Annotated in this window: 17 protein-coding genes, 2 rRNA genes and 1 pseudogene (1 of these 20 cut by a window edge); 7 read left to right on the top strand and 13 right to left on the bottom strand. The window is 59.6% G+C overall.

Translation table 11 applies throughout. The features are described from left to right. Both ACF0H7_RS19180 and rrf read left to right on the top strand, forming a co-directional pair. Positions 1 to 1,620 (top strand): 23S ribosomal RNA (locus tag ACF0H7_RS19180); it begins 1,271 nt to the left of the window's first position. Positions 1,621 to 1,756: 136 nt separating this feature from the next. Then, positions 1,757 to 1,872: ribosomal RNA gene (gene rrf, locus ACF0H7_RS19175) — 5S ribosomal RNA — on the top strand. 109 nt (positions 1,873 to 1,981) lie between these two features. On the opposite strand, the pseudogene ACF0H7_RS19170 reads toward rrf, so the two are convergent. The 3 genes and pseudogenes from ACF0H7_RS19170 to ACF0H7_RS19160 form a co-directional block, all read right to left on the bottom strand. Next, positions 1,982 to 4,220: pseudogene (locus tag ACF0H7_RS19170) on the bottom strand (xanthine dehydrogenase family protein molybdopterin-binding subunit). Positions 4,221 to 4,234: 14 nt separating this feature from the next. Then, positions 4,235 to 5,218 carry an FAD binding domain-containing protein gene (locus ACF0H7_RS19165; RefSeq protein ID WP_397448462.1) on the bottom strand — a complete coding sequence of 328 codons (984 nt, stop codon included), beginning with the start codon at positions 5,216 to 5,218 and terminating at the stop codon, positions 4,235 to 4,237. After that, complete coding sequence (locus ACF0H7_RS19160) at positions 5,218 to 5,895, bottom strand: 2Fe-2S iron-sulfur cluster-binding protein (protein WP_397448461.1); 678 nt, start codon at positions 5,893 to 5,895, stop codon at positions 5,218 to 5,220. The genes ACF0H7_RS19165 and ACF0H7_RS19160 overlap by 1 nt, the downstream gene beginning before the upstream one ends. Before the next feature lie 141 nt (positions 5,896 to 6,036). Here ACF0H7_RS19160 and ACF0H7_RS19155 point away from each other — a divergent pair, with 141 nt between their 5' ends. Next, entirely contained in the window at positions 6,037 to 7,341 is a 1,305-nt protein-coding gene (locus tag ACF0H7_RS19155) for a nodulation protein NfeD (RefSeq protein ID WP_397448460.1), read from the top strand. A gap of 2 nt (positions 7,342 to 7,343) precedes the next feature. Further along, positions 7,344 to 8,099, top strand: coding sequence for a slipin family protein (locus ACF0H7_RS19150; protein WP_397448459.1), 756 nt, complete (start codon positions 7,344 to 7,346; stop codon positions 8,097 to 8,099). Between the two features lie 173 nt (positions 8,100 to 8,272). On the opposite strand, the gene ACF0H7_RS19145 is transcribed toward ACF0H7_RS19150, so the two are convergent. The 4 genes from ACF0H7_RS19145 to ACF0H7_RS19130 are packed head-to-tail and all read right to left on the bottom strand — an operon-like array spanning position 8,273 to position 13,101. Next, positions 8,273 to 9,748 carry an efflux transporter outer membrane subunit gene (locus ACF0H7_RS19145; protein WP_397448458.1) on the bottom strand — a complete coding sequence of 492 codons (1,476 nt, stop codon included), beginning with the start codon at positions 9,746 to 9,748 and terminating at the stop codon, positions 8,273 to 8,275. A gap of 47 nt (positions 9,749 to 9,795) precedes the next feature. Further along, the gene (locus ACF0H7_RS19140) at positions 9,796 to 11,409 is read right to left on the bottom strand and encodes a DHA2 family efflux MFS transporter permease subunit (RefSeq protein WP_397448457.1); all 1,614 of its coding nucleotides are present in this window, start codon (positions 11,407 to 11,409) and stop codon (positions 9,796 to 9,798) included. Continuing rightward, entirely contained in the window at positions 11,406 to 12,557 is a 1,152-nt protein-coding gene (locus ACF0H7_RS19135; RefSeq protein ID WP_397448456.1) for an HlyD family secretion protein, read from the bottom strand. Before ACF0H7_RS19135 ends, ACF0H7_RS19140 begins: the two co-directional genes overlap by 4 nt. Continuing rightward, on the bottom strand, positions 12,550 to 13,101 hold the full coding sequence (locus tag ACF0H7_RS19130) for a winged helix-turn-helix transcriptional regulator (protein ID WP_397448455.1): 552 nt from the start codon (positions 13,099 to 13,101) through the stop codon (positions 12,550 to 12,552). Before ACF0H7_RS19130 ends, ACF0H7_RS19135 begins: the two co-directional genes overlap by 8 nt. A 221-nt stretch (positions 13,102 to 13,322) precedes the next feature. Between ACF0H7_RS19130 and ACF0H7_RS19125 the strand changes: the two genes are divergently transcribed. Further along, positions 13,323 to 13,649 (top strand): thioredoxin family protein, encoded by a 327-nt coding sequence (locus tag ACF0H7_RS19125; protein WP_397453951.1) that lies wholly within the window; start codon positions 13,323 to 13,325, stop codon positions 13,647 to 13,649. 244 nt (positions 13,650 to 13,893) lie between these two features. Beyond that, positions 13,894 to 14,190, top strand: a complete 297-nt coding sequence (locus tag ACF0H7_RS19120; protein ID WP_397448454.1) for a DUF2790 domain-containing protein — start codon at positions 13,894 to 13,896, stop codon at positions 14,188 to 14,190. 92 nt (positions 14,191 to 14,282) lie between these two features. On the opposite strand, the gene ACF0H7_RS19115 is transcribed toward ACF0H7_RS19120, so the two are convergent. Then, entirely contained in the window at positions 14,283 to 14,516 is a 234-nt protein-coding gene (locus ACF0H7_RS19115) for a hypothetical protein (protein ID WP_397448453.1), read from the bottom strand. 393 nt (positions 14,517 to 14,909) lie between these two features. Between ACF0H7_RS19115 and ACF0H7_RS19110 the strand changes: the two genes are divergently transcribed. Then, positions 14,910 to 15,161, top strand: coding sequence for a DUF2790 domain-containing protein (locus ACF0H7_RS19110; RefSeq protein WP_397448452.1), 252 nt, complete (start codon positions 14,910 to 14,912; stop codon positions 15,159 to 15,161). A 307-nt stretch (positions 15,162 to 15,468) separates the two neighbouring features. On the opposite strand, the gene ACF0H7_RS19105 is transcribed toward ACF0H7_RS19110, so the two are convergent. The 5 genes from ACF0H7_RS19105 to ACF0H7_RS19085 all read right to left on the bottom strand — a co-directional run bounded on the left by ACF0H7_RS19105 (position 15,469) and on the right by ACF0H7_RS19085 (position 19,618). Beyond that, positions 15,469 to 16,323 carry a lipase family protein gene (locus ACF0H7_RS19105; protein WP_397448451.1) on the bottom strand — a complete coding sequence of 285 codons (855 nt, stop codon included), beginning with the start codon at positions 16,321 to 16,323 and terminating at the stop codon, positions 15,469 to 15,471. A 261-nt stretch (positions 16,324 to 16,584) separates the two neighbouring features. After that, positions 16,585 to 16,857: a hypothetical protein gene (locus ACF0H7_RS19100; RefSeq protein WP_397448450.1), complete on the bottom strand. Its 273-nt coding sequence runs from the start codon at positions 16,855 to 16,857 to the stop codon at positions 16,585 to 16,587. An 87-nt stretch (positions 16,858 to 16,944) separates the two neighbouring features. After that, positions 16,945 to 17,682: a histidine utilization repressor gene (gene hutC / locus ACF0H7_RS19095; protein ID WP_397448449.1), complete on the bottom strand. Its 738-nt coding sequence runs from the start codon at positions 17,680 to 17,682 to the stop codon at positions 16,945 to 16,947. Further along, positions 17,682 to 18,818, bottom strand: a complete 1,137-nt coding sequence (gene hisC / locus ACF0H7_RS19090) for a histidinol-phosphate transaminase (protein ID WP_397448448.1) — start codon at positions 18,816 to 18,818, stop codon at positions 17,682 to 17,684. The genes hutC and hisC overlap by 1 nt, the downstream gene beginning before the upstream one ends. Continuing rightward, the gene (locus tag ACF0H7_RS19085; protein WP_397453949.1) at positions 18,815 to 19,618 is read right to left on the bottom strand and encodes an amino acid ABC transporter ATP-binding protein; all 804 of its coding nucleotides are present in this window, start codon (positions 19,616 to 19,618) and stop codon (positions 18,815 to 18,817) included. Before ACF0H7_RS19085 ends, hisC begins: the two co-directional genes overlap by 4 nt. Positions 19,619 to 19,646 lie beyond the last annotated feature (28 nt).

Below are 19,646 nucleotides of genomic sequence, written 5' to 3'. Positions count from 1 at the left end.
AAAAACACCCACGCCGAAAGACCAAGGTTTCCTGCGCAACGTTAATCGACGCAGGGTTAGTCGGTCCCTAAGGCGAGGCTGAAAAGCGTAGTCGATGGAAAACAGGTTAATATTCCTGTACTTCTGGTTATTGCGATGGAGGGACGGAGAAGGCTAGGCCAGCTTGGCGTTGGTTGTCCAAGTTTAAGGTGGTAGGCTGGACTCTTAGGTAAATCCGGGGGTCTAAGGCCGAGAGCTGATGACGAGTTGCCATTAGGCGACGAAGTGGTTGATGCCATGCTTCCAAGAAAAGCTTCTAAGCTTCAGGTAACCAGGAACCGTACCCCAAACCGACACAGGTGGTTGGGTAGAGAATACCAAGGCGCTTGAGAGAACTCGGGTGAAGGAACTAGGCAAAATGGCACCGTAACTTCGGGAGAAGGTGCGCCGGTGAGGGTGAAGCATTTACTGCGTAAGCCCATGCCGGTCGAAGATACCAGGCCGCTGCGACTGTTTATTAAAAACACAGCACTCTGCAAACACGAAAGTGGACGTATAGGGTGTGACGCCTGCCCGGTGCCGGAAGGTTAATTGATGGGGTTAGCTAACGCGAAGCTCTTGATCGAAGCCCCGGTAAACGGCGGCCGTAACTATAACGGTCCTAAGGTAGCGAAATTCCTTGTCGGGTAAGTTCCGACCTGCACGAATGGCGTAACGATGGCGGCGCTGTCTCCACCCGAGACTCAGTGAAATTGAAATCGCTGTGAAGATGCAGTGTATCCGCGGCTAGACGGAAAGACCCCGTGAACCTTTACTATAGCTTTGCACTGGACTTTGAATTTGCTTGTGTAGGATAGGTGGGAGGCTTTGAAGTGTGGACGCCAGTCTGCATGGAGCCAACCTTGAAATACCACCCTGGCAACTTTGAGGTTCTAACTCAGGTCCGTTATCCGGATCGAGGACAGTGTATGGTGGGTAGTTTGACTGGGGCGGTCTCCTCCTAAAGAGTAACGGAGGAGTACGAAGGTGCGCTCAGACCGGTCGGAAATCGGTCGTAGAGTATAAAGGCAAAAGCGCGCTTGACTGCGAGACAGACACGTCGAGCAGGTACGAAAGTAGGTCTTAGTGATCCGGTGGTTCTGTATGGAAGGGCCATCGCTCAACGGATAAAAGGTACTCCGGGGATAACAGGCTGATACCGCCCAAGAGTTCATATCGACGGCGGTGTTTGGCACCTCGATGTCGGCTCATCACATCCTGGGGCTGAAGCCGGTCCCAAGGGTATGGCTGTTCGCCATTTAAAGTGGTACGCGAGCTGGGTTTAGAACGTCGTGAGACAGTTCGGTCCCTATCTGCCGTGGACGTTTGAGATTTGAGAGGGGCTGCTCCTAGTACGAGAGGACCGGAGTGGACGAACCTCTGGTGTTCCGGTTGTCACGCCAGTGGCATTGCCGGGTAGCTATGTTCGGAATAGATAACCGCTGAAAGCATCTAAGCGGGAAACTAGCCTCAAGATGAGATCTCACTGGGACCTTGAGTCCCCTGAAGGGCCGTCGAAGACTACGACGTTGATAGGTGGGGTGTGTAAGTGCTGTGAGGCATTGAGCTAACCCATACTAATTGCCCGTGAGGCTTGACCATATAACACCCAAGCAATTTGCTTAGAGACAAGCAAATGCAGGTGTGAAGACGCAAACGACGAAAATTTGCAGCACACAGATTGCTATCACATACCCGATTTGCTGAAACGTTGAAAGACGCGTCAGTACCCGAATTTCTTGACGACCATAGAGCATTGGAACCACCTGATCCCATCCCGAACTCAGCAGTGAAACGATGCATCGCCGATGGTAGTGTGGGGTTTCCCCATGTGAGAGTAGGTCATCGTCAAGATTAAATTCCGAAACCCCTGTTTGCTAACGCGAACAGGGGTTTTGTTTTTGTGCGCGGAAAACATCCAACCCCCGCCGACGTCAGGTTGTCAGCGTTGATCTGACTGCCGTTACACCACGACCCGAGCTGGCGACTGCTTATCCATCAATTTGTCGAGCGTAATCGGCAAGTCACGGATGCGTTTGCCGGTGGCGTGGTACACCGCATTGGCAATCGCTGCCGCCAACCCGGTGATGCCGATCTCGCCAATACCCCGGGCACCGAACTCGTTGAGTTTGTAGTCCGGAAAGTTCAGCAGGATGACGTCGATCTCCGGCTGATCCGCATGCACCGGCACCACGTATTCGGCGTAGTTATTGTTCACCGGCATCGCGTTGCGTTCGTCGTATTCGCTCGCCTCGAACAGCGCCATGCCGATGGCCATGACAATTGCGCCTTCAACCTGATTGCTTGCGGTTTTCTGGTTGATCACCTGTCCGACATCAATCGCGCTGACGACGCGGGCGATCCGCAACCGCGAGATGCCCGGATCCCAGCGCACTTCGACAAAATGTGCACCAAACGAGCGGAATGAATACTTGTCCGTCTCTGCCATGCCGGTGTGCGCCTGGCCATCCGCGCTGGCCAGTTTCTGTGCCGTTAGCACCTCGGCAAAACTCAGGGTTTTATCGGGGCCTTTAAGGTTGCCGTCTTCGACACTCAACTGTTCGGCCTTGGTCCCGGCGAAGGCTCCCTTGGGGCTGCCGGCAAAGGTTTTCAGTTGCTCAAGGGCCTGACGTGTGGCCTCTGCCACGGCCGGCAACACGCTGGCGGTAGCCCAAGAGCCGCCCGAGACTGGTGCCGGAGGAAACGACGAGTTACCCAGTTCGACTTCGATTTTCTCAAGCGGCAAACCGGTCAGGCTGCTGACCGCCTGGGCAACCACGGTGTAGGTCCCGGTGCCGATATCCTGCACACCGCAGATGGCATACGCCGTGCCGTCAGCTCGCCAGCGATACCCGAGCCTCTGCCGGCGTCCGATAGGCATCCCAGTTACACGCGGCCATGCCGTAACCGATCGTTTCGTGGCCCTCTTGCATCGCACCATTGTGTGGATCGCGGTTGTGCCAACCGAACCGCTCAGCCGCTTGATCGATGGCCTCTTGCAGGTGATTGCTCGACCACGGCAGGTTCTCGCTTTCATCGCGCTCAGCAACATTGAGTTTACGAAATGCCAGCGGGTCCATGCCGAGCACTTCGGCCATTTCGTCCATTGCCGACTCGAGGGCAAACAGACCGGGTGCGGCTCCCGGCGCCCGCATCGAAGTCGGTGTCCCGTGATTGACCTGTACGGTTTTATGGCTGACCAGTACATTTGGGCAGCTATAGAGACTGCGGGTCGAGGTGCCACAATTCTCCACGTACTGGTCGGTGAACGAAGTCGAGTTGATCGACTCATGACGTATCGACACCAGCTTGCCCTGCTCATCGGTGGCCAGTCGTACGTGCTGGTGGGTGGCCGGTCGATGCCCGGTGGTGGTGAACATCTGCTGGCGTGGCACCACCACTTGCACTGGCCTGCCAATGACTTTCGCCGCACCGCAGGCGGCAATTGCATGGGGCCAGATCCACAGCTTGCTGCCGAACCCCGAGCCAATGAAGGGGGCTCTGACTTCAACGCGATCCGGGGTCAGCCCGAACACCCGTACCAGCGCATTGCGTTGCGCGACAACGCCCTGGCTGGCCTCGTAGGCATACAGCCGACCATCCTCCCAATACGCCACCGTGGCGTGCATCTCCATCGGGTTATGGGTTTCGACGGGCGTGGTGTAGACCGCGTCCATCGAATGCGCGGCCTGGTCAAACGCCGGGCCAGGATCACCCCGGGCATGCCCGCGTCCGCCGTCCTTGGGTTCGCCAGACTTCAGCGCCTGTTGCAAATTGGCGACCGTCGCTGAGGGGCTGTAGCTGACCTTGACCTTATACGCCGCGGCCCGCGCATGCTCGAAGGTGTCGGCCACCACCAGCGCGACGAATTGCCCGGCGTAATGGATCGTGTCGTCTTCGAATGGCAGGCGGGTTTCGTCGGCCTTGCTGCCCGTCAGAATAGTCGCGGGGGAGTTGGGGATCGGCGAGGTGTGGTAGACCTCGGTGAAGTGCCCCGAGTGAAAGATATCGATCACCCCCGGCGATGTACGCGCCTCGTCGAGGTCCAGGCGCGTGACCTTGCCACTGGCGATGGTACTGAACACACCGTAGCCGTAGGTCATGTCGTGCAAATGATGATCGGCTGCATACATCGCCTTGCCGGTCACTTTCAGGCGTCCGTCGACTCGACGTGGGGCGGCGCCAATGATGTTTTCAGCCATGGTCATTCCTCCACTCAAGCCATCAAGATGTCGACATTGCGTATGATCGCCTGCTGCGCCAGCGGAATCTTGAAGGCGTTATGGCGGTAGGGCACCGCACCCTGCAGGGCAATGGCGGCGGCGTTGTCGAGGGTTTCCCGAGTCAGCGTGGTGTTCTTCAAAGCCTGCTCGGCAGCCAGGGCGCGCCAGGGTTTGGTGCCCACCCCACCCATGGCGATGCGCACATCCTTGACCGTATCGCCCTCGACCACGAGGATCACTGCGCTAGACGCCAAGGCAAACTGATACGACGCACGGTCGCGTAGTTTCAGGTAGCCGGAACGGCTGCTGGTCAAGGGCGCATCGAGCACCACGTAAGTGATCATTTCATCAGGCTGCAACGCATGCTCCCGGGAGGGCGTAGCCCCGGGCAACAGATGAAAGTCGAGAAAGTCGATCTGTCTCGCGCCTTTGGGGCCTTGCACTTCGACCTGCGCGCCAATGGCGGCCATGGCGACACACATGTCCGAGGGATGGCTGGCGATGCACTGGTCGCTGGTGCCCAACACCGCATGTACGCTGCGGTTGTAGCCCTCAAGTGCGGCACAACCCGAGCCGGGGTCGCGTTTGTTGCAAGGTGACACACCGTCACGAAAGTAATCGCAACGCGCCCGCTGCATCAGGTTGCCGGCGGTGGTGGCCTTGTTGCGCAGCTGGGTGGTGGCCCCGGACAACAGCGCCTGGGACAACACCGGGTAATGTGCACGGATGTAGTCATGGCGCGCCAGGGCAGTGTTGCTGACCAACGCGCCGATGCGTACACGCCCGTCCTTTAATACGTCGATTTGCTTGAGCGGGAGATGATTGACGTCGATGACCTGCACCGGCCGCATGACGTCCAGTTTGACCAGATCCAGCAATGTGGTGCCGCCCGCCAGAAAGAACGCGGCGTCGGATTGCGCATGATGATGGACCGCCTGTTCGACAGTCTCGGCCCGAACATAATCAAAGGTTCTCATCAGCCGATCTCCTTCACTTTGCCCCGTGCTGATTGCACGGCCGCGAGGATGTTCTTGTAGGCGCCGCAGCGACAAATATTGCCGCTCATGGCTTCACGCACACTGGCGTCGTCGCTACCGATGCGGCTGTCATTCAGGATCGCCACCGCGCTCATGATCTGACCCGAGGTGCAGTAACCACACTGATAGGCGTCGTGTTCCCAGAACGCTTCTTGCATCGGGTGCAGTTGGTCGCCTTGGGCCAGGCCCTCAATGGTGGTGATCTCGTCACCTTCGTGCATGGCCGCCAGCGACAGGCACGAATTGATCGCCTGGCCGTTGACGTGCACCGTGCAGGCGCCGCATTGGCCGTGGTCACAGCCTTTCTTGGTGCCGGTCAGGTGCAGGCGGTCGCGGAGCACGTCCAGCAACGCCGCATTGGCCGGCAGGTTCAGGGCGTGGGAGGCGCCGTTGACCTTGAGTACCATTCGTCGCTCGCCTGGGGCCGGCGCTGCCGCAGGCTCATCGAGGCTGGCGGACTGGGCCTGGGCCATCGCCTGCATCCACAAAGGCGAGGTGGCGGCGGCCAGGCTGGAAACACCCACCGATTTCAGGAAGTTTCGTCGCGAGGGCACCGCCAGGGCGCTCAGATCGGGTAATGGGTGCAACGTGTCAGGCTTATCGCGTGGATCTGTCATTGAGGCGGTCTCCTCATAACGGGGCGTCGGGAAGCGTTTTGGGTAGACCACGGTTGTTTCGGGATGTCTCAACTAAAATAAACGGTAATGGTCGACAAGCAGGACTTGGGAGGCCCGGTGGACAGATGCGGGTGGCGCTACATGCTGGTGTTGATGTTGCTGCTCTTTGCGGCAGCGAGGGCGACTGCGGCAGACGGTTTGGTCAAGGTGCTGACCCTTGACGATGCCATTGGCCCGGCCAGCGCCGAATATGTCGCGTCTGGCTTGAGCCGCGCGGCCGACGAGCAGGCACAGTTAGTGGTGCTCGCCATCGATACCCCCGGCGGCCTGGAAAGCTCGATGCGGTTGATCGTGCAGGCGATTCTGGTCAGTCCGGTGCCGGTGGCCGCCTACGTTTCACCGAGCGGAGCGCGCGCCGCGAGTGCCGGCACTTACATCCTCTATGCCAGCCACATCGCCGCCATGGCACCCGGCTCGCACCTGGGCGCGGCGACACCGATACAACTGGGTGCGCAGTCACCGCCGCCAGAAACCGACACCCTGACCCGCAAGCAAATCAGCGACGCCGCAGCCTTTGTGCGCGGGCTTGCGCAATTGCGTGGACGCAACGCGGAATGGGCCGAGCAGGCGGTCCGGGACGCGGTCAGCCTGACCGACAGCGAAGCGCTGAAGATGAAGGTCATCGAGTATCAGGCCAAGGACCTGAATGACCTGCTGGCGCAACTGGACGGCAAGGAGTTCAGCGTCGACGGCCGAGAGGCGCTGCTGCACACCGTCGGCGCGAGGGTGGTGCGAGACGACCCGAACTGGCGTATCCGTTTGCTGACGGTCATCACCAATCCCAATGTCGCCTTGCTGCTGATGATGGCCGGAGTCCTGGGCCTGATGTTCGAGTTGTTCAATCCGGGCTCGACGGCGGGCGGGGTGGTCGGCGGCATCTGTCTGATCGTGGGGCTGTATGCCCTGCAATTGTTGCCGGTGAGTTATGCCGGTGTCGGTTTGATCGTGCTGGGCATGGGGCTGATGGTGGCGGAAGCCTTTTTACCAACATTTGGCGTCATCGGTTTTGGTGGCGTCATCGCCTTCATTGCCGGCGCGACGATGTTGATGGACACCCGCGCGCCGGGATTCGAGATTGCCTTGCCGATGATCATTGCGTTGGCGGTTGTCTTCGCCCTGTGTTTGATCGGGCTGGTGAGCATGGCGCTCAAGTCCCGACGACGGCAACCGGTCAGCGGCGACGCCGGGCTGGTGGGCAGCGTAGCGACGATCACCGCGTTGCAGGTCGATGACCCCATGGGCGGCTGGGTGCAATTGCAGGGAGAACAATGGCAGGTGTTGAGTCAGGCACCGTTACGACCCGGTCAACGGGTCCAGGTTGTGGCTCGTCATGGTCTGCGGTTGGACGTGATGGCGGTGCCGGAGACACCTCTACAAGGAGATTGATCATGTTCGTGCAAGTGGGTTTTGGCACTCTGGTGTTGCTGCTGATCCTGGTGGCGTTGTCGACGTTCCGCATCCTGCGCGAGTACGAGCGCGGGGTGGTGTTCCAACTCGGGCGCTTTTGGCAGGTCAAGGGGCCGGGATTGATTTTGCTGATCCCCGCCGTGCAGCAAATGGTCCGTGTCGATTTGCGCACGGTGGTGCTGGACGTCCCGCCGCAAGACGTGATCACCCGCGATAACGTGTCGGTCAAAGTCAACGCGGTGTTGTACTTCCGGGTGCTGGATCCGCAACGGGCGATTATTCAAGTGGAAGACTTTCTCATGGCCACCAGCCAACTGGCACAAACCACTTTGCGCGCGGTGTTAGGCAAGCACGAGCTGGATGAGTTGCTGGCCGAACGTGAGCGGCTGAATGTCGATATCCAGAAAGTGCTGGATGCGCAGACTGATGCCTGGGGGATCAAAGTGGCCAACGTCGAGATCAAGCACGTCGACCTCAACGAGTCGATGATCCGCGCTATCGCCCGCCAGGCGGAAGCCGAGCGTGAGCGGCGGGCCAAGGTGATCCACGCCGAAGGTGAGTTGCAAGCCTCGCAGAAACTGGCAGAGGCGGCCCAGGTGCTGGGTCGACAGCCGGGGGCGATGCAACTGCGCTATATGCAGACCCTGGGCTCGTTGGCCAATGACCGAACGACGACGGTGGTGTTCCCGATGCCGATTGAATTGCTCAAGGGCATGGCGGATTTATCCCAGAAATAGGTCGTCAGGTAAGCCGCTCATTCCCTGTAGGGGCGAACTTGTTCACGAGGCGCTGTGTCAGGTTGGCCGCGTCAAACAGCTCGCCAACAAGTTGGCTCCTACAACGAGGCCGGTGTGTCAGGAAAACCGCCTCGCTAACACGTTAGCTCCTACACAGCCTGTGCAGGTGATTGTCAGTTCTTGGCGGCCACAGCCCCCTGCGACCAACCCCCACCCAACGCCCGGAACGTTGCCACTGCCGCCCGTGCATCATTGGCCCTGAGCTGCGCCAGCTGATCCCGCGCCGTCAGCAGCAACCGGTCCTGATCCAGCACTTCCTCCAGGCTCACGGCCCCACCTTTGTAGGCATCCTGAGCAGCCTGGCGAGCGATGGTGCTGGCGGCGACTTCCTGATCCACCTCGGTACGCTGCTGTTCAAGCTGCGTCAGGGTGACGATCGCATTCTCCACATCCTCGGTGGCTTTCAACATCGACTGCCGATACTGCGCCAGCGCTTCGGCATTCGCGCCTTTGGCCTGGGCCACTTCGGCATCGACCCGGCCGAAGTCAAACAAACGCCAGTGCAGACCAATCGCTGCCTGGGGTTGAAAGGCGTTGGAGGTAAACAACTCACCGCTCTTCAAGCTTTCAAATCCGAGCAAACCCGACAGCGACACCTTGGGGTAGTACTCGGAAATCGCCGCGCCGATGCGCTCGTTGGACGCCGCCAGACGGCGTTCGGCCGCAATCACGTCAGGGCGACGGCGCAACAGGCTTGCCGGGCCGTCGGTGTCGGTAATGGTCGGCACGCTGTAGGTTTGCGCGCTGGTCAGCAGTTCCTTGGCGTAGGTCCCCGGTTGCGCGCCCATCAACACGTCCAGGCGATTGAGCTGGGTTGCCAATTCGATGCGCAGCGGCGGCACCGTGGCGCGGGCTTGCAGCACCAGCGCCTGGGCCTGGGCGTGTTCGCGATTGGTCGACAGGCCACTGCTCATGCGGTCTTGCACCAGCCGCAACAGGTTCTCTTCGGTATGCACCTGGTCTTCGGCGATGACGATCCGTTGTTGCGCGCCACGAATGCGGAAATAGGCATCGGCCGCTTCGGCAGCGACGGAAATCCGTACCCCGGCGTGGGTCGCATCGGCAGCTTGCGCCTCCGCGAGGGCCGCTTGTTCACCACGTTTCAGACCACCCGCGAGGTCGGTCTCCCAACTGGCGCCAGCGCCAATGTTTTCCAGGGTCTGGTTGCGATCATAGCCCGGGAAGGTATTGCCGATTGTGCCCAGCGGACTGTTCAGCGATTGATGTTGACGTACCGCCTGGGCATCGAGACTGCCCTGTGGCAAGCGCACGGCACCGGCTTCACGGGCGGCGGCGCGAGCCTGCTCGACACGCGCCAATGACACCGCGAGGTCAAGGTTCTGCTGCAACACGCGGTGCATGAGGGTGGTCAGTTCCGGGTCGGCAAAACCGGTCCACCAGGTGTCGAGGGACGGCGCGGCGGTTTCGCCCACCCGTTGCTGCAACAGGGTCTGATTGGCGAACTCGGCGGTCAGGTCGTTCTTCGGTTGTTGGTAATCAGGCCCGACGGCACAGCCCGCGAGGGCGACGAACAGCGTCGTCAACGCAAACAGTTTCGAGCCTTTAAAACGAGTCGCCAGGAGGTTCATTGTGCGGTCCTCAACATGCAAAAAGGGGTGAGCAGGCCATGACCGACTCAATGGGCGTCGGCTGACGGCGCGGCAGGCGGAGCGACCTTGCGCATCAGCGGCACCATGGCAGTGGCGATAAGAAAACAGACCATGATCGCCAGAAACGCGTCGGAATAGGTTTGCGTCTGGGCCTCGCGGTAGGTCAGCAACCACAGTTGGTGCAGGGCCGTGTTAGTGCCTTCGGCAGCGCTCTGGCCCAGGGTCGCGAAGTTGCCGCCCACTTGTTCCAACCAGTTATTCAAGGCTTCGTTGCTGTAGTTCAGGTGGTCAGCCATGCGCGCGAAGTGCAGGTTGGTGCGGTCGTTCAGAATGGTTGCGCAGGCCGCGATGCCGATGGCGCCGCCGAGGTTTCGCATCAGGTTGAACAGCCCCGAGGCTTGTTTGAGCCGCGACATGGCCAGCCCGCCGAGGGTCAGGGTCACGGTCGGTGGCACCGCCATTTGTTGGGCAAAACCGCGGATCGCCTGTGGCAGCAGCAACTCGTGGCCGCCCCAGTCGTGGGTGATCGGCGAGAAGTCCCACATCGACAACGCAAACAGTGACAGGCCGAACATCATGATCCAGCGCAGGTCGAAGCGGTTGGCGAGAAAACCGTACACCGGAATCGCCGACAGCTGAAACAAGCCGGTGGAGAAAATCGCTTCGCCAATCTCCAGCGCGCTGTAGCCCCGGACCCGCCCGAGAAACAAGGGTGTCAGGTAAATAGTGCCGAACAGGCCGATACCGGTGACGAAGGAGAAGAAGCAACCGAGGGCGAAGTTACGATCGCTGAGGGCGCGCAAGTCGACGATCGGGTTTTTCACCAGCAGACTTCGGCTGATAAAGGCGATGGCGGCAATCCCCGAAATCCACGCGGTGGTGAGGATGGTTTGATCGCTGAACCAGTTCCAGCGCGGGCCTTCTTCGAGGGTGTATTCCAGGCAGCCAAGGAACAGCGCCATGAACACCATGCTCAGGTAGTCCGCGCCCTTGAGCAACTTCAGGTCCATCGAGTCGATGTTGACCAGCATCGGCACCGCCACGGCGACGAAAATACCCGGCAGCAAGTTGATATAAAACAGCCAGTGCCAGGACGAAACGTCGGTGATCCAGCCGCCGATCACCGGGCCCAGAGTCGGTGCCAGCGAGGCGATAGCGCCAATGGTCGACGCCGCAATGACCCGTTGTTTGCCCCCGAAGAACATGAACGCCGAGGTGAACACCATCGGGATCATCGAGCCGCCAAGGAAGCCTTGCAGGGCACGAAAGGCGATCATGCTCTGGATGTTCCAGGCCAGCCCACACAGCAGACTGGCGATGGTGAAACCTACCGCCGATACGCAGAACAACCAGCGCGTGGAAAACACCCGCGACAACCAGCCCGACAACGGGATCACGACAATCTCGGCGATCAAATAACTGGTCTGGACCCAGGCGGTCTCATCCTGTCCGGCGGACAAGCCGCCGCCGATATCCCGCAGTGAAGCGGATACGATCTGAATGTCCAGCAGCGCGATAAACATGCCGACGCACATACTGGCGAAGGCGAACACTTTGACCAGGGTGGGCAGCGACGCAGCGTCGACATGCCCTTTGGGTTTTGCACCGGGAATGGCTGGGCTGGTGGCTGTTGTGCTCATGGCGCAGTCGATCCCTTGGCAGCAACGGCAACGGCAACGGCAGGGGCCTTGGACTCGGTGGCGTGGTCACGTTGGGTATCAACTTCAGCGATCACCGACAGACCTGGGCGCAAATCACCCAACGAGCTGTCCGCTGGGTCGAGGTGGACGCGAACCGGCACCCGCTGCACGACTTTGGTGAAGTTGCCGGTGGCGTTTTCCGGTGGCAACACGCTGAACTGCGAACCGGTGGCCGGCGCCAGGCTGTCCAGATGACCATGAAATTCACGACCCGGCAGCACGTCAGCTTTGATGCTTACCGCTTGACCTGGCCGCATGTGCTGCAACTGATCTTCCTTGAAGTTGGCATCGACCCACAAACCAGTCGCCGGCACCACCGCCAACAGTTGCGAGCCAGCGGACGCATAGGCGCCGACCCGTGCCCGACGGTTGCCGATCACGCCATCCACCGGCGCGCGCAGTTCGGTATAACCCACGTTCAATTTCGCCAGGTCGCGCTCGGCCTTGGCCTGTTGCAGGGCGGCGCGGGCTTGCAGTTTCTGGGTGTCGATCACCGCGATTTGCCGTTGGGTGGCGAGCATCGATGCTTGGGCCTTGGCGCCGTTGGCCTGGGCGGTCTTGAAGGTGGCATCGGCGCGTTGAGCGCTTTCCACCGACACCGCTTGCTGGCCCACCAGCTTCTGATAACGCGCCTGATCATCACGGGAGCGCACGGTTTCGGCGCTGGTCGCGTCGATGGCCGCCTTGGCCTGGCCGATCACCGCGTATTGCAGTTGCTCGGTGGCGTCGAGGTTGGCCAGCAAGGCTTCCTGCGCGGCAACCGAACCTTCGGCTTTATTCAGGGCGGCCACGTAATCCCGATCATCGATCTTCACCAGCAGATCGCCGGCATGCACCACCTGGTTGTCGGTGACGTTCAGTTGGGTAATATAGCCCGCCACTTTCGGCCCGATCACCGTGACATCGCCGCCCACATAGGCATCGTCAGTGGATTCAATGAAGCGCCGGACGGTCCACCAATGCATGGCGAACATCGCGGCCAACACCAGGGCTACGGCAATGACCACCAGCAGCAACAAACGCTTCAGTCCACTTTTCTTCTGGGCGACGGCGGTGTTGGTTTCGCCGATGTCGATTGAGCTATTCATTGCTGGAGTACCCGTTGCATACAGTGGAAGTGGAGGTCGATTCGCGCTCGACCAAAAGGCGCTGGCGGCCTTGTTCCAGGCGCCGACGCATGTTTTCAGTGGCCGCTTCACCGGCCTGGACCGCGTGTTCTTCGCGATTGATGAACTTGCCGGTGTTGGCGTCCACTAACCGCAGGTCCACCGCCTCACCGGTGTTCTCGTCGGCGAGAAAAACCTGAGTGCCTTCGGGGGAGAAGTGCTTGTTGCCCCAGTTCATCAAGGTCAGCAACACGGGGCGGAAATCGCGACCGCGCTGGGTCAGCACGTAGTCGTAACGCGGTGGTTTTTCGCTGTAGAGCCGACGTTCGAACAAACCACCGTCTACCAGATCGTTCAGGCGGCGGGTCAGTGTGGTCGGGGTAATGCCCAGGCTTTTCTGGAACTCATCGAAGCGGGTCAGGCCGTAATAGGCGTCACGCAGGATCAGGATGTTCCACCACTCGCCGACATGCTCAAGGCTGCGAGCAATCGGGCACGGCATGGTTTCAAAGCTTTTTCTCTTCATGACCGTCGCCTCCACAAGGCAGGGCTCATTAAATGATGATCACAATATAAAGGAGTGACTTGCATGATGCAAGTCACTCGAACAGCCATCGGTCAGCGAGGAAAAAAGGGCGCAGGGCCGAGCGAGAGGACTTGAAAGCCAGCGCTGGCAGCGAGGATGATGCGAAGGCGTTTACGGCGTCGATGATCGGCGCACCACCCTGCGAGGAAAGTGACATGAGCATGACCACGGAGTACGCCACCAGCGAACCGACGCGTGAGGCGGTGGATGCACTGCAAGGTCCGGTGTTGATCGAGTTCGGCACCTCGTGGTGCGGGCACTGCGCGGCGGCGCAACCGCTGTTGGCGAAAATCATGGCGGACTACCCTCAGGTCCAGCACCTGAAAATCGAAGACGCGGCGGGGCGCAGGCTGGGTCGCTCGTTTCAGGTCAAGCTGTGGCCGACCCTGATCTTCTCCCGTGATGGCAAAACCTTATCGCGCCTGGTACGGCCAACCAGCATCAGTGAACTGGAAGAGGCGTTTGAGCAATTGACCGGCGAGTGCTGATCTGCCCGGCTTTGCGCTGCCTCCTCCAGCCGGGCCTGCCCCGGCTTTTTTCCGCCCGCACCGATTGTTATCAAAAAAGCAGACAGTCTTTGTCGCAGTTGGGTCTGTAACCGGCGACGGGGTCGGCTTATTATTCTTCCGTCAACCAAGTTAACCCCGGCAAACAACTGATCTTTCCGTACCTGCACACGACTGTGCGACGGACTCGGCTGCTTATTAAATCTTAAGTAAGAGGAATATCAAAATGAAAGTTTCATTGTTAGTGTTGTTGATGGGCATGGGCGTATCGTCACTGAGCATGGCCGGTGAGATGCAACAACAAGGCGCGGAACAAAGTGCTGCTGCAGAACAAAGTGCAGCCACTGCCAATGTCGAACATTACAGCTACGGCGCGCCGATGGACGTGTCCAAAGTTATCTCGGTCACTGACGTTAGCGCTGTCTGTGGTACTACCCCGGTTAAAATGAATTACCTGGACTCGGCCGGTCAATCGCACACGGTTGAATACCTTGTAGTCGGCGGTGGCTGTGCTCAAGGTTAAAACTGAATGAGAAGAGAGGTTTTAATTGCGAGCAATTAAAATAATACCGATCAAAGGCCCTGTCATGCAGGGCCTTTTTTTATGCCTGTGATTTACGCAGACAATTCGCTTGAACGCTGGCTGCACGCGTCGTCAAAGGCCACGTACAAACGTTCGGCGATCTGGCTCTTGATGGTCTTGCCACTTTCCAGCCCCAGCACAAACCCTTCGGCCTTGCCGCCGGCGCGGTTCAATTCATCGGCGGTACCCGCCTGGGTGATGGCGTCCAGCAGTTTCTCGGCGTCCGGGCCGACGCCCTTGGGCAGCACGATTCCGTCGAGGCTCATTGTGCAACCCCTGTGAGTGAAGGCATGCGGTGTTGATGGGTCATGGTCAGTTCCTATAAACGGCTCGGCACTGCGTTAAGCCACAGACCGGGGGGCGATGGTAGGCCAGGTGGTAGCGTCCTGTCTTGAAAAACAGGGTCTCATTTTACCAGCACCTATGACTGTGAGGCGGCGTTGCTGCGCCTTGCCATTGCGCAGAAAAGCCTTGGATCGATTGTTACCAAAAAAGCAGACAGTCTTTGTCCGAACAGTGGCTGTTTGTAGAGACGGTCGTCTCTTAATATTCATTTCACCCACTCAAACAACGCCGACCCACAGATAAACAGTCAAGCGTGCAAGAAACTTGCGATGAATTCGGCTGCTTATTAAGTCTCTCGAAACAGGAATACTGAAATGAAAACATCACTGCTGTTAATCCTCTTAGGCGTGTCTGCCGTCAGCATGGCCAGTGAACGTCCAGAACACACTTCGGCGCTTGAGCAATACAGTTATTCAATGAAACTGGATATCGCTAAAGTCACCTCGATGACGGATACCTCGGCGGTGTGCGGTGTCACTCCGGTGAGAATGGACTATCTCGATTCAGCGGGTAAACCGCATTCGCTTGAGTACCTGGTTGTCGGTGGCGGTTGTTCCAACGGATAAGGCAGGAGGTTTTATTGCGAGCCATAAACTGGATACCTTGAAAAGACCCTCAATGAAAGAGGGTCTTTTTTTTGCTGTACGAATCCTGGATCTCGGGAGTGTTTTCTCCACCGCCTTCGCCAACAAATTGGCCCACAGGACCGCGCCAGACTCAAATTTGTAGGAGCTGCCGAAGGCTGCGATCAATTGATTTCGCGAAGGCCGTTCCGGCCTTATCGCAGCCTGCGGCAGCTCCTACAGTGGTTATGTGGATTGCTTGAAGACATAGAATCTTCCACAGGTTCCAGGTGGGCCATAGATGATGAATTCACCAAAACGCGCGCAGATAATTAATCGGCGAATGATCCGCCCATTCCCGCAAAAACACGTTGCGCTCATCCACGGCATAGCGGGTCAGGTAATCAAACCGGGCCTTCTGCTGATCCTGATGTATCGAATGCGCCGAAAAAGCTTCCTGGCGATTGCCATAACGATCGATGTAGCCCAAGCCGTGAACATGCTCGAAACCCAGATTGGCCGGCACCAATTCCGTGACCACGTCACAGCAATCCACCAGCCGCATCACCCGCAGGTGCTGGTTGGCGCGCAAGTGCTCGCTGAAGTCCGGATCACCGACCCGGGGTGAACCCACTGCCACCAGAAAGTCAGCGTTGGCCGGCTCTGCCAACAAGGTGGCGATGGCCGCGCCGAGGCTGTGCCCGGTGATGGTCAGCGAAGTGCGCCGGTGGGCGGTGCTATTCAGCCAATGTTCAATCGACGGCCACAATCCCAGCGCCGCCTTGGCAAAGCCGCAGTGGACCTTGCCGTGGCCCAGTGGCCAGCGCATGCGCACCACTTGGGTTTCGCTAATCACGTCCTTGATATGGTTGATCTGCGACCCGCGCAAGGCCAGCAGCGCACTGCCATCCTGACGCAAGGTGCCAAAGCCGGCGCTGTCGGTAGGCGCATGGCGAAACAAGGTCGGCGCAGCAAATCCCTGGACCGCCAGTAATGAGGCCAGGGTCGGCTTGCCAGGTTGCAGATCATCGAAACGCAGGTAGGCCAGCCGGGCCGCCTCGACGGCCAACGTCAGCTCATCATGGGTTGGTACGGCACCAAACAGCGAAGGTTGTGTTTCCGGGTGGAAGAGGGCAGCTTGCGAGGGATCATAATCGAGGGCCATGGCAGGCACTCCTGGCTGAACTCAGGCAGGTCTGCCAGGTTCAACTTCTTGTACAGCGGGTACTTCGGGTGAGGCGCGACAGCAAAACGGGCCAACTCTTGGGCGTTCGAGGCTGAGGTCACACGAACGCCTACTCAAATTAGCCTCAATTGAAAAAAAAGCTACCGGCACGGTGGAAAATGTCATCGATTGGAGGGGTTAAAAACACCGCTGTTTCACGCAGTGAACACATTGCGCACTCACTGCGTGGTTTTCCGCGGACTAACCGCCATCAGTGTTGATATCCGAGTCGGTTTCAATGCCTTGTTCACGACGTTGACGCGCGCGTTCCTCCTCGCTGTCGGCGGCCGGAATGGCATCCGGGGAGAACGGGTTCTCGGCCGCTGCGTGCAATTTATCGAGTTCCAGCTGGGCCTTGTCGGCTGCCAGTGGGGCGTCTTCATTGAATTTCGCGCCGTCATCCAGATCCTCGTCGACACCATCGGGATCAATGGCCGGGTCGTTTCGATTCAGGGTTTTTTGATCAATAGCCATAGGCACCTCTCAACAGGTTCTTGGGATCACCCTGTTTCGAGGACGGGCCATTGGCGACGTTCGATCAATCTGCCGACCGGCTGTCCGTCAGCTGTCGCGGTGCGCACCATTGACCGGCAGGCGGCTGCCCAGGCGGTAGCGCGAAGAAGGGTGGATCAGGCGCACGTAGGTGACGATCTTGCTGTCGCTCCAGGTGCGGCGCATCAACACCAGGCAGGGTTCGTTGCTGTCGATCTGCATGTGCCGGCTTTCATCGATGCTGGGGTGGCTGGCTTCGACGATGTGTTCCATTTCGTCGGGGCGGATCACGTCGAGCAGGTATTTGGCCGGTTGCAGCTGTTCGCCGAACGGCTGCTGGAGGAACTCGGGCACCAGTTCGGGATTGACGTAGCGGTCTTCCAGTTGCACCGGCACGCCTTCTTCACAATGCACACACAGCAGATGAAACACCGAGGTGCCGGTGGGCAAGGCCAGCGCGGAGGCGACCGCCATCGAGGCCGCTTCCCGACCCATGTGCAACACCTCGCAGGAATAGCGATGGCCACGGGCGATGATCTCGTCGGAGATCGCCGTGATGCGCAGCAGGTTGGATTGCGGCTTACTCTCGGCGACAAAGGTGCCGACCCCCGACACCCGCACCAGATGACCTTCCTCGGTGAGCTCGCGCAAGGCCCGGTTGACGGTCATGCGCGACATGCTCAGCTCCTGCACCAAGCGGTTTTCCGAGGGGATCAAGTCGCCGGGCTTCCATTCGCCGGAACGCAGCTTGCCTTGCACAAAGTCCTTCGCTCGCCGGTACAGGGCTTGCGGTGCGGGTGTGATCATCAGGCGCTCCGCGTCTGTTGCGTGGCGAGGGCGTTCGCCAGCGCTTCGAGGAACAGGTCATTGTCTGAGGCGCTGCCCACCGACACCCGCAAATAATCGGTGTAGCCAGCTTCGCGCCAGGGCTTGAGGATTACTCCCTGACGCAACAATGCCTGGTTGATCGCCTCGGCATTGAATGGCGTCGAGAAGAACAGGAAGTTGGCCATCGACGGCACGCAGTGGATGTCCATCGCCTGCAATGCCGCAGCCATGCGTTGTCGTTCGCCGGCGACGTGTTCGAGGGTCGCGTGCAGGTGCGCCTCGTCGGCCAGCGCGGCGACAGCGGCGGCCTGGGCCACTCGGTTGACGTTGAACGGTGTGCGCAGGCGGTCGATCAGGTCGGCCAGCAGCGGGTCGCTGACGATGCCATAACCGATGCGCAGACCGGCCAGCGAATAAGCCTTGGAAAAGGTCCGCAACAAAATGAATGGCCGGCCGCTGGCCTGGATCAGGCTCAGGCAGTCCGGGTAGCCGGCTTCGAACTGGGCGTACTCGTAATAGGCTTCGTCGAACACCATCAAGCAGTGCGCGGGCAAGGCGTCGAGCAGTTGCTGCAAGCCCTCGGCGCCGAGGGTGGTGCCCACTGGGTTGGACGGCGAGGAGAACATCAACAGCCGGGTGCGCGGTGTCAGGGCGGCGATCATCGCCGGGACATCGAACTCGCCGGCGGCGGTCATGGGCACGCCAATCACCTGCGCGCCAGCGGCCAGCGGGTAGATGAAGTGCAGGCCAAAGGACGGCACCACGGTGACCACCTGATCGTCGTGGTCGAGAAACACCCGGCTGATGATGCTCAGCAAATCTTCCGAGCCGTTGCCGAACACCAGGTGCTCAGCCGGCACGCCCAGTTTGGCCGACAGCGCCGCGCGCAGGGTTTGGCAGCTGGCATCCGGGTACAGCGCGATTTCGCTGCACGCTTGAGCCATGGCCGCGGCTACTGCGGGGGCCGGGCCCAGCGGGTTTTCGTTGCTGCCGAGCTTGGCGATGCGGGTCAGGCCAAAACGCTTGCGCACGGCTTCAGAACTGAGGCCGGCATTGTAGCTGGCGAGGTCGCGCACTTCGGCGCGCGCCAGCAGTTGCAGATCGGACGTCTTCATGCCGGGCTGACCTCTTGTTTGTTGTCTTGCCAGAACGCATTGCGGTCCAGGTAGTTCTGCAGAAACTGCTGCAGGCGCGGGTGCTGGGCGTTGTGGAAAATCTCGTGAGGCGTGCCTTGGGCGACGACTTGCCCCTGATCGAGGAACACCACCGAATTCGCCACCTGCGCGGCGAAACCCATTTCGTGGGTGACCACCACCATGGTCATGCCTTCTTTGGCCAGGGTCTTCATCACCTGCAATACCTCGCCGACCAGCTCCGGGTCGAGGGCTGAGGTGGGTTCGTCGAACAGCATGATGTGCGGTTCCATGGCCAATGCGCGGGCGATTGCCACCCGCTGTTGCTGACCACCGGACAGCTGCGCCGGGTAAGAATCACCTTTATGCGCCAGGCCGACTTTATCGAGCATCGCCATCGCCCGTTTGCGCGCTTCGTCGCCGGACAGCTTGCGCACCCGCAGCAGCGCTTCGCAGACGTTGCCCAATGCCGTCATGTGTGGCCACAGGTTGAATTGCTGGAACACCATGCCGACGTTGCTGCGCACTTTGTTGATCTGCGATTGCGCTGCGCGTTTGCGGCCTTTGCCATTGTCCGGCATGAAACCCAGCAACTGGCCTTCGATATAGACCTCGCCTTCGTCGTACTCCTCGAGGAACGCCATGCTCCGCAACAGGGTACTTTTACCGGAGCCGGACGGGCCGATCAGGCACACCACTTCGGAGTGATTGACCTGCAAGTCGATGCCTTTGAGCACGCGCAGGGTGCCGAAGCTTTTGCCGACGCTTTTCAGTTTGAGCATCGGTTCGAGGTTGTTGGAAAGTGCCTCG

It is taken from the genome of Pseudomonas sp. NA-150 (assembly GCF_044336365.1).
GTDB lineage: Bacteria > Pseudomonadota > Gammaproteobacteria > Pseudomonadales > Pseudomonadaceae > Aquipseudomonas.
This window is presented reverse-complemented; position numbering and strand designations above follow the sequence as displayed.

What these genes read in the sequence shown, in the direction of transcription:
- ACF0H7_RS19130 (WP_397448455.1), bottom strand. Translation starts at nt 13,101, where the DNA reads ATGAAGAGAAAAAGCTTTGAAACCATGCCGTGCCCGATTGCTCGCAGC.
- ACF0H7_RS19145 (WP_397448458.1), bottom strand. Translation starts at nt 9,748, where the DNA reads ATGAACCTCCTGGCGACTCGTTTTAAAGGCTCGAAACTGTTTGCGTTG.
- ACF0H7_RS19160 (WP_397448461.1), bottom strand. Translation starts at nt 5,895, where the DNA reads ATGACAGATCCACGCGATAAGCCTGACACGTTGCACCCATTACCCGAT.
- ACF0H7_RS19105 (WP_397448451.1), bottom strand. Translation starts at nt 16,323, where the DNA reads ATGGCCCTCGATTATGATCCCTCGCAAGCTGCCCTCTTCCACCCGGAA.
- hutC (WP_397448449.1), bottom strand. Translation starts at nt 17,682, where the DNA reads ATGATCACACCCGCACCGCAAGCCCTGTACCGGCGAGCGAAGGACTTT.
- ACF0H7_RS19125 (WP_397453951.1), top strand. Translation starts at nt 13,323, where the DNA reads ATGACCACGGAGTACGCCACCAGCGAACCGACGCGTGAGGCGGTGGAT.
- ACF0H7_RS19110 (WP_397448452.1), top strand. Translation starts at nt 14,910, where the DNA reads ATGAAAACATCACTGCTGTTAATCCTCTTAGGCGTGTCTGCCGTCAGC.
- ACF0H7_RS19155 (WP_397448460.1), top strand. Translation starts at nt 6,037, where the DNA reads ATGCTGGTGTTGATGTTGCTGCTCTTTGCGGCAGCGAGGGCGACTGCG.
- ACF0H7_RS19165 (WP_397448462.1), bottom strand. Translation starts at nt 5,218, where the DNA reads ATGAGAACCTTTGATTATGTTCGGGCCGAGACTGTCGAACAGGCGGTC.
- ACF0H7_RS19085 (WP_397453949.1), bottom strand. Translation starts at nt 19,618, where the DNA reads ATGCTCAAACTGAAAAGCGTCGGCAAAAGCTTCGGCACCCTGCGCGTG.
- ACF0H7_RS19120 (WP_397448454.1), top strand. Translation starts at nt 13,894, where the DNA reads ATGAAAGTTTCATTGTTAGTGTTGTTGATGGGCATGGGCGTATCGTCA.
- hisC (WP_397448448.1), bottom strand. Translation starts at nt 18,818, where the DNA reads ATGAAGACGTCCGATCTGCAACTGCTGGCGCGCGCCGAAGTGCGCGAC.
- ACF0H7_RS19135 (WP_397448456.1), bottom strand. Translation starts at nt 12,557, where the DNA reads ATGAATAGCTCAATCGACATCGGCGAAACCAACACCGCCGTCGCCCAG.
- ACF0H7_RS19150 (WP_397448459.1), top strand. Translation starts at nt 7,344, where the DNA reads ATGTTCGTGCAAGTGGGTTTTGGCACTCTGGTGTTGCTGCTGATCCTG.
- ACF0H7_RS19115 (WP_397448453.1), bottom strand. Translation starts at nt 14,516, where the DNA reads ATGAGCCTCGACGGAATCGTGCTGCCCAAGGGCGTCGGCCCGGACGCC.
- ACF0H7_RS19140 (WP_397448457.1), bottom strand. Translation starts at nt 11,409, where the DNA reads ATGAGCACAACAGCCACCAGCCCAGCCATTCCCGGTGCAAAACCCAAA.
- ACF0H7_RS19100 (WP_397448450.1), bottom strand. Translation starts at nt 16,857, where the DNA reads ATGGCTATTGATCAAAAAACCCTGAATCGAAACGACCCGGCCATTGAT.